This is a genomic window from Ramlibacter monticola (genome assembly GCF_016722785.1).
GTDB classification, from domain to species: Bacteria; Pseudomonadota; Gammaproteobacteria; order Burkholderiales; family Burkholderiaceae_C; genus Ramlibacter; species Ramlibacter monticola.
In genome coordinates this window covers 246,025-261,126 of sequence record NZ_JAEQNE010000004.1, presented here as the reverse complement: position 1 = coordinate 261,126, position 15,102 = coordinate 246,025, and the positions used below count along the sequence as shown (strand labels likewise).

Sequence of the window (15,102 nt, the reverse complement as noted above, 5' to 3'; positions counted from 1 at the left end):
TACCCCACTTCGAGGAGGTGATCATGTGTGAACGGCATGAGGGAATCTGGCGTCTTTCAACCACGGTCAGTCCGCCTAAGTTGCGACGCTGGAAACGCACTGCGCATGCGTTCGCACTGACCGGCCTGGCGGCGCTGGCAGCGGCGATGGCGCCCGATGCGCAGGCGGCCATCACCTGCCAGCGGCAGGTGACCGCGAACGTCGTCGCATTCGACAAGCCCTTGATGTACAACCGGCTCGGCGCCGGCAACGTCAACGGCATGATGTTCGCGCTCAAGCGCGACGTCATCAACACCAGCACCCAGTCGCCGCTGACGGTGACGGGCGCCGCAACCCCGGGCAAGCTGGACCTGCGTCCAGACAAGCGGCACCGGCCGCTGGTGCTGCGCGTGCGCGTGGGCGATTGCCTCACGGTGAACCTGCAGAACCTGCTGACTGCCGCGGCGAACCCGCTCAACGTGCCGCTGACCGAACCTTCGGGACAGAAGCACACGGTGTTCCTCGACGAGCAGGTCAGGGGCCGTTTCGTCGGCTTCCATGCATCGGGCATGGAGCTCGTCGACAGCATCGCTGACGACGGAAGCAACACCGGCGCCAACGTAAGCAGTCTTGTCGCGCCCGGTGCAAGCAAGAGCTACCGCTTGTATGCCAGCAAGGAAGGCGTCTTCAACGTCACCAGCGGCGGCGCAGTGGTCGGCTCCGACGGCAACCAGGGCAATTCCTCCAATGGCTTGTTCGGCCAGCTGATCGTCGAGCCCACCGACGCGAAGATCTACCGCGGCCAGGTGTTCGAGGAAGAAATGCGCCTGTCGGCGGACGTCAACGGCGACGGCATCCTGAGCGCCGCCGAACTGACGCCCGACGGGCAGCCCCGCATCCGCTACGAAGCGACCTACCCTGCAGGCAACCCGTGGACGGCGGAAGGCAAGGCCGGCCTGCCGATCCTGAACATGATGAAGTGCGCCACCGCCACGGCGTGCGAGATCGTGCATTCGGAAATCAACGCGGTGATCGCCGGCCCCAATGGCGGCGCCTTCCCGCCCAGCACCTACCCGCTGGAGTCGGTCGGCAAGCGCAATCCCACGGTGCCGAACCGGCTGGAGCCGTTCCGCGACTTCGCCTCGGTGTTCCATGACGAGACCGCCAACGGCCAGGCGTTCCCCGGGTTCTACAAGAACGACCCGGTGTTCCGCTACGTGCTCGAGGGCGTCAAGGACGCCTTCATGATCAACTACGGATCGGGCGGCATCGGCTCCGAGATCATCGCCAACCGCCTGGGGGTCGGCCCCACCAGCGACTGCGCGGACTGTGCGTACGAGGAGTTCTTCCTGACCTCGCACGCGCTGAACGACCCGGCGCTGACCGTCGACATTCCCGCCAACGTCGGCCTCGAAAGCCTGCTGCCCGGCCAGGTTCCGCCACCCGGCACCCAGGGGCCCAAGGCGAACTACGTGATCGGCGCGGAAGACGCGGCCAACGTGCATCACAGCTACATCAACGACTTCGTGAAGTTCCGCAATACCCACATCGGGAAGGAACAGCACGTCTTCCACCTGCACAACCACCAGTGGCTGTTCAACCCGAACGACGACAACGCGAACTACCTCGATGCGCAAGGCATCGGCCCGGGGGCCGGCTACACGTACGAGATCAACTTCGGCGGCTCGGGCAACCGCAACAAGTCCGCCGGTGACGCGATCTTCCACTGCCACTTCTACCCTCACTTCGCGCAGGGCATGTGGTACCACTGGCGCAACAACGACACGTTCAGCACCGGCACCAGGCTGGCCGCGTCGGGGACGGGCTACCACACGACGGTCTGGGCACTGGGCAACACGACGCCGGCCGCCGGCGCGCGCGCCTATCCCGATGGCGAGATCGTCGCCGGCACGCCGATCCCGGCCCTCGTGCCGCTGCCAGGCAAGGGACTCGCGCCCATGCCGGCGCAGGTCACGGTGGTGACCAATCCGCTGGCTTCCACCTTCAACGGCAAGCCGCTGGGCTCGCTGGCCAAGGTGGTCGACCGCAGCAAGAACCCGGGGTACCCGTTCTGGGTTGCCGGCATGGAGGACACGATCGGCCACCGGCCGCCCACTCCGCCGCTGGACATGCTCACCAAGGCCAAGGCGCAGGAGCTCAAGGCTTCGGGCAAGGCGCTCTGGTCGCAACTGCAGCCGGCCCAGGCCGACGGATTCGACGGTGGCCTGCCGCGCCATGCGATGAAGGGGTACGCCGCCGGCGCCGCCACCAACACCGTGACCGCGCGGCTCGACTTCTCGAAGGAATTCGTGAAGGCCGTGCCGGTGTACTTCCCCGAGGAAGGCACCGACCTCGAGCAGGTCGCGATGGCGTTCCACGCCGTGCGTGAACATGCCACCTACAAGCTGGACATGAACGGCGTTGCCACGCAGGCGACGTTCGTGACCAACGGCAGCGGTGGTCCGGTGGTGGGCGCGCCCTTCCACAACCCCTGCATCGACGACACGGGTGTCGTGCTGAAGCCCGGCGTGGTCGGCTCGTTCTTCTCCGGTGACAGCCTCACCGGGATGAACACGCACGGGTCGAGCATCTTCAACTCGGACTCGCCGCGGATCTACAAGGGCACCAACATGCAGTTCGACGCGGTGCTGAACAAGACCGGCTACCACTTCCCGCAGCAGCGCATCGTCGCGCTGTGGCAGGACGTGGCTCCGATCATCACCAAGACGAAGCCGCCCGAGCCGCTCGTCTTCCGCGCCAACACGTTCGATTGCACGGTCTACCACCACAGCAACCTGGTGCCCGGCGTGTACGAGATCGACGACTACCAGGTGCGCACGCCGACCGACATCATCGGCCAGCACATCCACCTGCCCAAGTGGGACCTGACCACCACCGACGGCGCGGCCAACGGCTGGAACTTCGAGGATGGCACGATGGCCGCCAGCGTGATCCGCGAGCGCATCCTTGCGATCCGCAGGTTCAACGCCTGTACCGGCGTCGAGTCCGGCGACCCGCGTGACGGCACCGGCGCCTGCCCGGTGGCGAAGGACCACCCGTACTGGGGCAAGGTTGCCGCGCAACTCGGCGGCCGCTTCCCCGAGGAATGGAGGGGCGCGCGCACGACGATGGAACGCTGGTTCACCGACCCGGTGGTCAACACCGAGGGCGTGGACCGCGGCCTGGGCATCGTGTTCACGCACGACCACTACGGTCCCTCGACGCACCAGCAGATCGGCCTGTATTCGACGCTGCTCGCCGAGCCCGCCGGCTCGCGCTGGGTGATGAACGAAACCGGCCAGCAACTGGGGTACGACCCCGTCAGCGGCGCCCCGGCGCGCACCGACACCAACACGGACGGCTCGCAGTTCAGCGACGGCGGCCCGACGAGTTGGCAGGCGGCGATCCTGACGCCCGCCACCGCCACCGGCGGCAGCACCGTCAAGAGCGAAGCGCTCACGCCCTACCGCGAGTTCTACTTCGAGTTCAGCGACTTCCAGCACGCCTATGAGGCCGGCGTGTACATGGGCGCGGGGCAGGACGGCCTGCCGCTCGTGGGCACCGGAGCGGGCCTGCCGCCGGTGGTCCTGAACGCGGGCAACGCGCAGTTCGACGGCAACACGGCGAATGCATTCCGGTTCGCCATCAACCCGCCGGCACGCCAGCAGATCACCCCGGTATTCCCGGACCTCGTGCTCGAAGTGCAGAACACGGCCAACAACGCGCTCAACAACTTCTGTCCGTCGCGACCCTGCCCGCAGGCGATCGACGTGCAGGACCCGGGCGTGCTGGTGGTGAACTACCGCATGGAGCCGGTCGCGCTGCGCGTGTTCGATCCGAACAAGATCGGGCCGGACGGCAAGCCGGGCATGCAGGCCGCCGGAAAGCCGGGCGACCTCGCCTTCGCGCTGCAGTCGCGCACCGACCGCGTGATTCCGCAACTGAACGTCATGCCGAACGGCAGCACCGTGATCAACGGCACGAAGTTCCCGCCGCACATCAACGCGGCCGGCTTCACCGGCGGCGACCCCTTCACGCCCATGATGCGCACCTATCAGGGTGACGTCGTGCGGGTGAAGATCCAGGCCGGCGGCCACGAGGAGGAGCACAACGCGACCATCCACGGCGTCAAGTGGCTGCAGAGTGGCTCGGGCCACGGCACGTCGCCGAACTCCGGCTGGCGCAATGCGCAGGCGGCGGGCATCTCCGAGCAGTTCACGCTGCGCAGCCCGATCCTGCCGGTGGACGCCGCGCGCGGCCCGCTGGCGGACTACGCCTACTCGATGGACTCGGGCAACGACGGCTGGTGGAGCGGCATGTGGGGCGTGATGCGCTCCTACGAGCAGCTGCGCGCGGACCTGTTCAAGCTGCCCGGCCCCAACACCGGACCGGTGGCCTTCGGCAACCAGCAGAACTTCAACGGGGTCTGCCCGAAGTCGGCGCCGGTACGCGCGTATGACATCACGGCGGTGCTGGCCAATGTGGCCCTGGACAACACGCTCGGCGTCACCGTGGCCCCCGCGGGCCCGGTCGGCACCATGCATGTCGGCGCACCCCTGAATCCGGCCGGCGGCACGCTGGTTTACAACCATCGCAACACCACGGTGGCAGGCAACTTCGTCACCGACAACGGCGTGGTGGTCAACCTGACGCACCAGGGCCCGCTGCATGATCCGACCGCGATCGTGTACGTGCGCACTGCCGATCTCGTCGCAGGCAAGCTCAAGCCGGGCGTGCCGCTCGAACCGGTGGTGATCCGTGCCGCGGCAGGCGACTGCTTGCAGGTCCAGCTGAACAACAACCTGCCCGCGCTGGTGCCCGACCTGGCCACCTACAGCACGCTGCAGGGCGTTGCCAAGCGCAACCGCCTCGGTGCCGAGGGTTCGACGAGGTTCGACCAGAACCTGATCCGTCCGTCGAGTTTTGTCGGTATCCACCCGCAACTGGTGGCCATCGACGTCACGCAGGACGACGGCCGCCTGGTAGGTGCCAACCCGGAACGCCGTCAGCTGGCGGTCCCCGGTGGCGGCACGTTCTACCGCTGGTACGTGGGTGACCTCAATGGCACGCCCCTGAACGGACAGGTGACCGTGACGGCGACGCCGATCGAGTTCGGCGGCTTCAACCTGCAGCCTGCGGATGTCATCAAGCAAGGCGCCAAGTCGCTGGTCGGCACCATGGTGGTCCACCCGACGGGCTCCACCTGGGTGGAAGACACGCTGGTGTTCAACCACCAGAACGGAGTCGGAACGCGGGCAACCCGCGGCCAGGCGACCGTCACGGCCGGTGCCAACACCTTCCGCGACTTCTCCTTGGTGCTGACCAAGGGCAACACGCACTACTACCGCGATGGCTCGCCCGTCGAGCACATGAACGGTGAAGGCGTGGGCATCCCCGAAGACAGCCAGGAGGCCAGCGGCATGCTGCTGAACTACGGCACCGAACCCCTGTGGTTCCGCTTCGGCATCCTGCCGCAGGCGCCGTTCGGCCACTGCGCGGTGGGACAGACCGGGTGCTACGGCGACATCGCCAATCCCGAACTGGCCTACAGCAATGCGCTGGCGGGTGTCGGTGGCGATCCGGTGACGCCGGTGTTCCAGGCCAACCGCAACCAGCAGACGCGGGTGCACATCACCAACCCGCACGGCACGACGCGGGGCTCCACCCTGGCCCTGCACGGGCACGTGTGGCAGCGTGATCCCTACATCTGCCCGGGCGAAGCGCGCAATACGCTGACAGGTTCCTGCCTGATGACGTCGGTCGGCTCCCGCGCACTCGGCGTGAATCCGCAAGGCTTCGCGACCGGCGGCCAGGAAAGCTGGACCCCGTCGAGCCACTTCGATGTCTTCCTGCCCAGCGCAGGCGGTGGCAACGGCGTGATCGGCGACTACCTGATGCGTGACCAGGCGGCGTTCGGCAATGCCAGCGGCGTGTGGGGAATCATGCGCGTGAAGTAGCAAGCAAGCAGCAGTAAGCAGCCCGCCGGCGGCGCAAGCCGCCGGCGGGATCTCGCCGGAAGTTGTGCCCGCAACGGGCAACAGGGGTTCTCGATGAAGCTGCAGCAAGGGGCCAAGGCCCTCCCGATCGGCGCAATGCTCGCGCTCGTTCTTCGTCTCGGGGCGGCAGCGGATGCGCCGGCGACGCCGGCGGATACGGACAGCGACCACCGCCTCGCGCGCAATGGCGTGGTGGTGCAGTTTTCGGCCCAGCCCGTGGAAAAACCGGGCGCGGGCGTGATGGAAGGCGACATCGCCGACGTGCGCTTCAAGATCAGCGACGAAGCGAGTGGCCAGCCGATGCGGGGCGTGGTCCCCGGCGCCTGGATGGACATGGCGTTCCATATCCAGGGACAGGCCGGCAGCGACCAGAAATCCTGCAAGGACAAGGTCGCGCTCTACCTCAAGGGCGCCGTCGGCATGCGGCCGATGCTGGACCTGAACAGCTATTTCGTCGTGTTGATGAACAACGACGCCAGCATTTCGGTGGTGGACCCGCTGGTGACCATGGCCGGCGTGACCAGCACCTTCGCCACCACCTTGTTGAAGCGGCCCGGCGCCGACTGGGCCCGGCACGACAACTCGCGCCGCCTGTTCGTGAGCATGCCCAAGGCGGGCGAGGTGGCGGTGATCGAAACCGACAACTTCAAGGTCACGGGCAACGTCGCGGCGGGCAAGGACCCGATGCGCGTCGTGCTGCAGCCGGACCAGCGCTACCTGTGGGTCGGCAACAACGCGGCGGAGGCGAAGGACAGCGGCGCGACGGCGATCGACACCGCCAGCCTCAAGCCGGCCGGATTCATTGCCACCGGTGCGGGCCATCACGAGTTCGCGTTCACCGCGGACAGCAGGTACGCCTTCGTCTCCAACCGCAACGACGGCACCGTGAGCGTGATCGACGTCGCCCGGCGCACCAAGGTCAAGGACATCAGGACGGGGACCATGCCGCTGGCCCTCGACTACTCCGCCCTCTCGCGCCGGCTCTACGTCGCCGACGGCAAGGAGGGCGTCGTCACCGTGATCGACACCGAGAAGCTCGCCGTGGCGAGCCGCGTTGCGGCCAAGCCGGGGCTCGGTCCGCTGAAGGTGACGCCGGACGGGCGCTTCGCGCTGGTCGTCAACACGGCGGAGAACCGGGTGCACGTGCTGGACACCGCCAGCGACACGCTGGTGCAGGAGGTCCCGATCAAGGCGCAGCCCTACCAGATCACCTTCAGCAAGACCTTCGCGTTCGTCCGCGCCCTCGGGTCGGAGCGCGTCAGCATGATCAACCTTTCCACCCTGGGCAAGGGCAAGACCGCCACCGTGCAGAGCTTTGCCGCCGGCGAAACGGCGCCCAACCTCGCCGGCAACCTGGTGATCGCCGACTCGGTGGCCGCCGCCGCCAACGAGGGCACGGTGTTCGTGGTGAACCCCGCCGACGGCACCACCTACTACTACATGGAGGGAATGAACTCGCCTTCCAGCAACTACCGGGTCTACGGTTCGAATCCCCGCGCGGTGACGGTGGTGGACCGCAGCCTCAAGGAAGTCGAACCCGGCGTCTACGCCGGCCGCGTGAGGATCCCCGTGTCCGGCAAGTACGACGTGGCCTTCATGCTGGACAGCCCGAAGCTGCTGCACTGCTTCGCGATGGACGCCAAGGCCAATCCGTCGATCGCCAGGACGACGGATCCCCTGCTGGTGGAATTCGACGAGCGCTCGCGCCACGTCACCGCGGGCGGCGCGCTGGCGCTGCGCTTCAAGCTGCTCGACCCGGCCACGCGGCAGGTGAAGGCCGGCATCAAGGATGCGCGCGTCATGTACTTCCTGGCACCGGGACGCGGCCGCAGCGAGGCGCCGGTGAAGGAAGTCGGCAAGGGCGTGTACGAGGTCCAGATGCAGCTGGAGCAGCCCGGTGCCTACTACGTGTACGTCGGCGTTCCTTCGATGGAACTGGCGTATGGAAAGCTGCCCTTCTTCACGCTGATGGCGGCGCCGCCGGCCACCGCGCGCAGCGCGGCGGGCGGCAAGGGTTGACGGCCATGAAGCACACCTTCCTGCGGGGCGCGCTCGCCATGGTCGCGGCGCTGGCGCTCACCACGGTGGCGACCGGAGTCTGCGCCCACGACGGTGCCCACCACGGTGCGCAGGAAGCCCGCGCGCCGAGCACGGTGCGCATCAAGCTGCCCGACAGCCTGGTCGTCGACCAGCACGGCAAGGCGGCACGCTTCAAGTCGGACATCGTGGGCGACCGGCTGGTGCTGGTCACCTTCGTGTACACGACCTGCACCACCGTGTGCCCTCCCCTGTCGGCGCTCTTCGCCGACCTGCAGCAGCGGCTCGGGGACAAGGTCGGCCGCGAGGTGGCGCTGGTCACGATCACGGTCGATCCCGTGCGCGACACGCCGCTGCGGCTCAAGGCGTACGCGGCGCAATACAACGCCGGGCCCGGCTGGAGCTTTCTGACCGGGCGCAAGCAGGCGATCGACGAGGTATTGACCGCGCTCGGTGTGTACACGCCGAATTTCGCGGACCATCCTTCCGTGGTGCTGGTGGGCGATCCCCGCAGCGGCGAATGGACAAGGTTCTTCGGTTTCCCGAGCTCGGACCAGCTGCTGGCCAGGGTCGGGCAGTTGCAGGCGGCGCGCGAGGGCGCGCCGCTGGCGAAGAACAATTAGGAAGGACGGGACCGATGCGAACGAACCTGCTGCTGGCCGCCGTGGCCACGGCGCTGCTGGCATTCCCGGCGCTGGCGCACACCGACCACGCGGGCAGCAATCCGGCCGCCGCCGACCCGGCGGTCCGCGCACCCGTCACCACCGGCACGCGCGACCCGCGCGCCTATTTCACCGATGCCGACCTGGTGGACCAGGACGGACGCAAGGTCCGCTTCTACTCGGATGCGCTCAAGGGCCGCACGGTGGTGCTGAACGTGACGTACACGAACTGCACCGAGGCCTGCCCCCTGATCACCAACCAGCTGCTGCAGGTGCGCGAGGAGCTGGGCGGCGCGTTCGGCAAGCAGGTGTCCTTCGTCACCCTCACCAGCGATCCGGCGCGCGACACCCCCAAGGCGCTCAAGGCCTTCGCGGTGAAGCAGAACGCCAACGTGGCCGGCTGGTCCTTCCTCACCGGCCGCAAGGAAGACGTCGACGTGATCCTCAAGCGCCTGGGCGTCTACTCGGAGAACGCCGAGGAGCACGCCACGGTGCTGTACATCATGGACGTCGACGCCAGGCGCATGCGCCGCATGTTGCCCAACCTGCCGCCCAAGGCCATCGCCGAAGCGGCGCGCCTCGTCGCCACCGGCGGCAAGGCGCCGGGCGCGGCCCCGCCGGCGGGGGCGCACTGATCCAGGAAGCGGCGGTGCCCGAAGCAGTCCTGTCCCGCCTGCGCCGCGTCGCTGCCGTCCTCGCGGTTTCGGTGGCGGCCTGGGCGCCCGCGCTCCAGGCCGGAACGCCGCTGACCCCCGAGCAACAGGCCGGACGCCACCTTTACCTGGAAGGCGAGAGCGCCTTCGGCGATGCGTTCACCGGGCGCATCGGCATGGGGCAGCAGCAGTTGCCGGGCGCCGCGGTGCGCTGCGGCAACTGCCACGGCGGCGACGGGCGCGGGCGGCCCGAAGGGGGCGTGCGCCCGGGCAACATCACGTGGTCGGACCTGACCAAGTCGTACGGGCACGAACATGAGGACGGCCGCCGCCATGCCGCGTTCGACGAAGCCTCGCTGAAGCGCGCGCTCGTCGACGGCGTGGACCCGGCCGGCCATCGGCTCGACGGATCCATGCCGCGCTACCAGATCAGCGCCCGCGACTGGAAGGCGCTGCTGGCCTACATGAAGGTGCTGGAGTTCCAGCAGGACCCGGGCGTCGGCAGCGACACCTTGCGCATCGGCACGCTGCTGCCCGCGACCGGACGCTTCGCGGGACTCGGGCAGGCGGTGAAGGGCATCCTGCAGGCGCACCTGGACGAGATCAATGCCGGCGGCGGCATCCATGGCCGCAAGCTGGAACTGGTCAGCGCCGGCTACGCGAGCGAGGACCGTGACGCCGCCGTGCGCGAGTTGCGCAAGCTGGTGGCGCAAGGCGACGTGTTCGCCCTGCTCTCTCCCTTCGCGGCCGGCATCGAGGACGAGCTGGGCCGCGTGGCGAACGAAGCCGGTGTGCCGGTGCTGGGTCCGCTCTCGCTGTTCGGCGACGACCCGCGCACCAGCAACCAGCAGGTGTTCCATCTGCTGTCCGGCGTCGGCGAGCTGGCCGAAGTGCTGGCGCTGTACGTCGGGCGCGAGCCGAAGATGAAGACGCTGCCCGCCGTGCTGCTGCACGCGCAGGGCGAGGCCGGGGCGGCGCTGGCGGAAACGGTCGAACAGCGGCTGAAAGGGCACGGCTGGGGCCGGCTCGAGCGGCTGGCCTTCCAGCCGGGCGCATCGGACGCCGCCGGACTCGCCAGGGAGCTGAAGGCGCGCGGCGCCGAAGCGGTGTTCCTGCTCGGCCCGGGCGCCGACGTCGCCGCGCTGGCGCGCCAGCTGGCGGACGCCGGACGCGCGCCCTACCTGTTGCTGCCGGGCCCGCTGGCGCCTCGCGCGGTGCTCGAACTGCCGCCGGCTTTCGAAGGCCGCGTCCTGCTCGCGTACCCCACCGTCCCCGCCGACCAGAAGCCCGACGCCTTGCGCCATTACGCCGCCCTGTTCAAGGGCGGCGCACTCGTGCCCGCCCACCAGACCAGCCAGGTGCCGGCGTACAGCAGTGCCGTGCTGCTGGTGGAGACGCTCAAGCAGGTGGGACGCGACCTCACGCGCGAGAAGCTGGTGGCGGCGCTCGAATCGGTCCATGGCTTCGAGCCCGGGCTGGTGCCCGCCGTGAGCTTCACCGCGGGGCGCCGCATCGGTGCGCTGGGTGGCTACGTCGTTGCAGTCGATCTCAAGGGCAGGAACTTCCGGCAGCTCGGTGGCTTCCTGGCCCTGCCTTGAACGGGAAGCAGCAGTCATGCGAAGAATCTTCATCGCTCTCCTGGTGCTGCCGCTGGCGCTGGCACTCACGCCCGCACGCGCGCAGGCCATCCTGGCCGCCCGCGTCAACGGCACGGGCATCTCGCAGGAGCAACTGGAGCGCAACTTCGACGAGGACCTGCGACAGCGCAAGCTCAATCTCCTGCAGATCCGCAATCCCGATCGCATGAAGCAGATGAAGCGGGCCGTGCTGGACCGCCTGATCGAGCAGGAACTGTTCTGGCAGCAGGCGCAGCTTGCCGGCACGCTGGCGAGCCCGCAGGAGGTCGAGCAGGCTGTCGATTCCACGCAGGGGCAGTTCAAGAGCCGGCAGGCGTTCGAGCAGCGCCTGCTGGTCGAGGGATACACGCCCGAGACCTACCGGGTGCTGGTGCGCAAGCAGGTGTCGGCCACCAAGTACGCCAACAGCGTGGGCGCCAAGGCAGCGACGGTCAGCGACGAGGAGGTGCACCAGTTCTACCTGCAGAACCCGGATCGGTTCCGGCGCCCGCAACAGGTCCGTGCCCACGAGATCCTGGTCGCGGTGGCACCGGCCGCCAGCGAGGCGGAACGCGCAGCGGCCCGCGGCCGCGCGGAGCAGGTGCTCCAGGCTGCACGCGCGGGCGAAGACTTCGAGCAGCTCGCGCGCCAGCATTCCCAGGCCCCCACGAAGCAGTGGGGCGGCGCGATGGATCCCTTCGCGCGCGGCCAGCTCGCCAAGCCGCTGGAGGACGCGGCCTTCGCATTGGCGGCAGGGCAGCTGTCCGGGGTCGTGAGCACGCCGGCGGGCTTCCACATCCTCAAGGTCGACGGCATCGACGCCGAGGTGCTCGTGGGCGAGGAGCAGGCGAGCGCGCGCATCCGCGCCTACCTGCAGGAGCGCAAGGCCAGTGAAGCCATCGCCAAGGAGGCCGAGCGGCTGCGTGGCGCCGGCAAGGTCGAGATCCTTCTGCCCCTGTGAGCGGCCCGTGCGCCAGGAAGGATTCAGGGTTGACCTTCGTCAACTGCGGCCCGGGGCCTTGGGTCTACGGTTGCTTGCGCGTCGTGCTCCCTGGAGTTCCTGGTGGCCCGCGTCGCGTGACGAGCGAAGGATGGATCGATGACGGACGTTCTGCCGGCCAACGCTGCCGCTGCTTCGGCCAGCCAGCCGAGCGGCCCACGCGCGCCCGCCATCGACCTGCAGGCGATACGGGAGGCGCGGCAGGTGGCCTCGCGCTCGGGGCTCGGCATCATGACGGAGCTCGAACGGCTCGCGGGCCTGGAGCGGACCGAATTCATCACCCGCCTGGGCCTTGCCCTCGACTACCCCGTGCTCCAGGGCGAGGTGTTCTTCGCCTCGGAAGCCCTGTTGGACCGCGTGCCGCTCACCGAGGCGCTGCAGCGCGGCGCCGTGGCCGTGCGCACGCCCTCCGGCGAGCAATGCGCGGTGTTCGCCGATCCCTTCGACCGCGACCACAAGGCCTGGCTCGACGAGCGCCTGCGCGGCCTCCCGGTGCACCTGACCCACGCGTCCGACCTCGCGGCCTATCTCGGGCGGCTCGAGGAGCAGACCCGCGCGATCGACAGCGTCGGCCGCAGCATGCCGGGCGCCGCGGCGACCGAGGATGCGGTCGAGAACCTGTCGCTCAGCAAGATCAGCGAGAGTTCCAGCGTGGTCGTGCGGCTGGTGAACTCCACGCTGTACGACGCCTACCGCATCCACGCGAGCGACGTGCACCTGGAAACGACGCCGGGCGGCATGGACATCCGCTACCGCATCGACGGCGTGCTCGATCTCGCCGGCGCGATCCAGGGCGCGGAACTGGCCGAGCAGGTGATCTCGCGCATCAAGGTGATGGCGGAACTGGACATCGCGGAACGCCGGGTGCCGCAGGACGGCCGCTTCAAGGTGGGCATAGGCGCGCGCCAGATCGACTTCCGCGTGTCCATCATGCCCAGCATGTTCGGCGAAGACGCGGTGCTGCGCATCCTGGACAAGCAGGAGCTGGCCGAACAGCTGCAGGGCGTGCGCATCAACAACCTCGGCTTCGACGAGCCGACGGTCCGCACGCTGCAGAGGCTCTCGGACGAACCGCACGGCATGCTGCTGGTGACCGGCCCGACGGGAAGCGGCAAGACCACCACGCTGTACGCGATGATCACCGAGGTCAACACGCGGCGCGAGAAGATCGTGACGATCGAGGACCCGGTGGAATACCAGCTGCCGGGCGTGCTGCAGATCCCGGTCAACGAGAAGAAGGGCCTGACCTTCAGCCGCGGCCTGCGCTCCATCCTGCGCCACGACCCGGACAAGATCATGGTCGGCGAAATCCGCGACGCGGAAACCGCGCAGATCGCCGTGCAATCGGCGCTCACCGGCCACCTGGTCTACACCACGATCCACGCCAACAACGTATTCGACGTCATCGGCCGCTTCATGCAGCTGGGGGTGGATCCGTACAACCTGGTCTCGGCGCTCAACGCCATCATCGCGCAGCGCCTGCTGCGCCTTTCGTGCCCGCATTGCGCGACCGAGATCACGCCGGATGCGGAACTGCTCGCAAAGTCGGGCCTGACGGGCGCCGACCTGCGCGACTGGCACCTGATCCGGTGCAAGGGCTGCGAGCATTGCCGCGGCACGGGGTACCGCGGCCGCACCGCGATCGCGGAGATGCTGATCCTGGACGACGAGATCCGCCAGCTGATCATCGAGCGCCAGCCGGTCAGCCGCCTCAAGGAAGTGGCATGCGCCAAGGGCACGCGCTTCCTGCGCGACTCCGCGCTGGATCTCGCACGGCAAGGGCGTACGACGCTGCAGGAGGTCAATCGTGTCACGTTTGTGGCCTGAGCGGACCTGCGCGGTGCTGTGCCCGGACCAGCTGCAGGTCGTGCGGACCGGCCCGCGCTGGCGCCGCGGCGCTCCCTTCACCCTGGCCGAAAGCTTCGCCGGCGATGAGGCCACGCCGCCGTGGCAGGCGGCCGTCGACGCCCTGGGGCGCTTCCTCGCCAGCGGGGAAGCGGGCTCGGGCGCGCTCGACGTCGTGCTGTCGAACCACTTCGTCCGCTACCTGCTGATGCCGTGGAACCCGCAGATCGCCAGCGCCGAGGAATTTCGCCATTGCGCGGCGGCGATGTTCGAGGACATCCACGGCGACGTGGCGGCGGAATGGGACGTCACGGTGTCGGCGGAACGCGCGGGCGCGTCGCGCGTGGCCGCGGCGGTCGATCGGTCGCTGCTGGCCGCCATTCGCGCGGCGATGGCCCCGTCGCGCCTGCGGCTGGCGTCGGTGCAGCCTTACCTGATGGCGGCCTACAACCGGGTGGCGCGGGCGCACACCGGCAAGGACTTCGTCTTCATGCTGCTCGAGGCGCGCCGCGCATGCATTCTCGCGGCGCAAGGCGGCAAGTGGTGCTACCTCAGCACGGCGGCCGCGCCCGAGCCTGCGCAGGCGCTTTCGTCTCTGCTCGCACGCGAGCTGCAACTGGCCGACCTGCAGGGGGAGGCGCTGCCGCCCGTCTATGTCCATGCCGCACACAGGCGCGGGCTGGACCTGCCGCCGGTGCATGGGGCGCAACCTCGTGTGCTCGAAGCCAGGCCCCTGGCGGGCCTGCCCCCGTCGAACGTCCTTGCCTGCGAGCTGGCCGCCAGCCTGGCCTGATTCCCATGCGTCCCCTCTTCCTCGACTTCGAACGCAAGGTGCACGGCACGAAGCTGGGATACGGGCTGCTCGTGGCGGGCGTGCTGGTGACGGCGGCCGTGGTCGGTGCGCAGGCGCTGGTGGCCGAGGAGATCGAGCGCCACACGGCGGCGGCGCCTGCAGCGGAGCCGAAACGCGACCCCTGGGTCCTTCCCGCCGGCATCTCCTCGGAGGCCGACGCCATCGCCGGCGCGCGCGCGGTGGTGGGCCATCTGGCCGGCGCCGGCGACCGGCTGTTCGTGAGCCTGGAAGCCATCGACGAACCGGACGTGGCGCTGCTCGCGCTGCGGCCGGACACGAGGAAGCGCACCTTGCGCATCGACGCGGAGGCGAGGAGCGCCGACGCGATGCTGGCCTACCTGCGCGTGCTGGAGCAGAGCCGCGCCTTCACGCAGGTGGTGCTGGTGGAGCACGAGATCCAGGACAGCGATCCCCTGCGCCCGATGCGTTTCAGCGTGACGGCTGCGTGGGGGCCCTGACGC

General features: G+C 68.9%; 9 protein-coding genes. All 9 read left to right on the top strand.

Annotated elements, in window-relative coordinates; all coding sequences use genetic code 11:
• Positions 1–80 precede the first annotated feature (80 nt).
• Positions 81–5,936, top strand: a complete 5,856-nt coding sequence (locus tag JJ685_RS17875) for a cupredoxin domain-containing protein (RefSeq protein WP_236599095.1) — start codon at positions 81–83, stop codon at positions 5,934–5,936.
• 93 nt (positions 5,937–6,029) lie between these two features.
• The gene (locus JJ685_RS17870) at positions 6,030–7,994 is read left to right on the top strand and encodes a YncE family protein (RefSeq protein WP_236599094.1); all 1,965 of its coding nucleotides are present in this window, start codon (positions 6,030–6,032) and stop codon (positions 7,992–7,994) included.
• Between the two features lie 5 nt (positions 7,995–7,999).
• The gene (locus JJ685_RS17865; protein ID WP_201675671.1) at positions 8,000–8,635 is read left to right on the top strand and encodes an SCO family protein; all 636 of its coding nucleotides are present in this window, start codon (positions 8,000–8,002) and stop codon (positions 8,633–8,635) included.
• 14 nt (positions 8,636–8,649) lie between these two features.
• Positions 8,650–9,309, top strand: coding sequence for an SCO family protein (locus JJ685_RS17860; protein WP_201675670.1), 660 nt, complete (start codon positions 8,650–8,652; stop codon positions 9,307–9,309).
• Between the two features lie 14 nt (positions 9,310–9,323).
• The gene (locus JJ685_RS17855) at positions 9,324–10,925 is read left to right on the top strand and encodes an ABC transporter substrate-binding protein (RefSeq protein WP_201675669.1); all 1,602 of its coding nucleotides are present in this window, start codon (positions 9,324–9,326) and stop codon (positions 10,923–10,925) included.
• 16 nt (positions 10,926–10,941) lie between these two features.
• Complete coding sequence (locus tag JJ685_RS17850; RefSeq protein ID WP_201675668.1) at positions 10,942–11,904, top strand: peptidylprolyl isomerase; 963 nt, start codon at positions 10,942–10,944, stop codon at positions 11,902–11,904.
• A gap of 138 nt (positions 11,905–12,042) precedes the next feature.
• On the top strand, positions 12,043–13,770 hold the full coding sequence (locus JJ685_RS17845) for a GspE/PulE family protein (protein WP_201675667.1): 1,728 nt from the start codon (positions 12,043–12,045) through the stop codon (positions 13,768–13,770).
• Positions 13,751–14,581 carry a hypothetical protein gene (locus JJ685_RS17840; protein ID WP_201675666.1) on the top strand — a complete coding sequence of 277 codons (831 nt, stop codon included), beginning with the start codon at positions 13,751–13,753 and terminating at the stop codon, positions 14,579–14,581. Before JJ685_RS17845 ends, JJ685_RS17840 begins: the two co-directional genes overlap by 20 nt.
• A 5-nt stretch (positions 14,582–14,586) precedes the next feature.
• Entirely contained in the window at positions 14,587–15,099 is a 513-nt protein-coding gene (locus tag JJ685_RS17835) for a PilN domain-containing protein (protein WP_201675665.1), read from the top strand.
• The last annotated feature ends 3 nt before the right edge of the window (positions 15,100–15,102 follow it).

Bases quoted from the DNA above. Each gene is read 5' to 3' on its own strand.
- JJ685_RS17865 (WP_201675671.1), top strand. From the start codon at position 8,000: ATGAAGCACACCTTCCTGCGGGGCGCGCTCGCCATGGTCGCGGCGCTG.
- JJ685_RS17845 (WP_201675667.1), top strand. From the start codon at position 12,043: ATGACGGACGTTCTGCCGGCCAACGCTGCCGCTGCTTCGGCCAGCCAG.
- JJ685_RS17870 (WP_236599094.1), top strand. From the start codon at position 6,030: ATGAAGCTGCAGCAAGGGGCCAAGGCCCTCCCGATCGGCGCAATGCTC.
- JJ685_RS17860 (WP_201675670.1), top strand. From the start codon at position 8,650: ATGCGAACGAACCTGCTGCTGGCCGCCGTGGCCACGGCGCTGCTGGCA.
- JJ685_RS17850 (WP_201675668.1), top strand. From the start codon at position 10,942: ATGCGAAGAATCTTCATCGCTCTCCTGGTGCTGCCGCTGGCGCTGGCA.
- JJ685_RS17835 (WP_201675665.1), top strand. From the start codon at position 14,587: ATGCGTCCCCTCTTCCTCGACTTCGAACGCAAGGTGCACGGCACGAAG.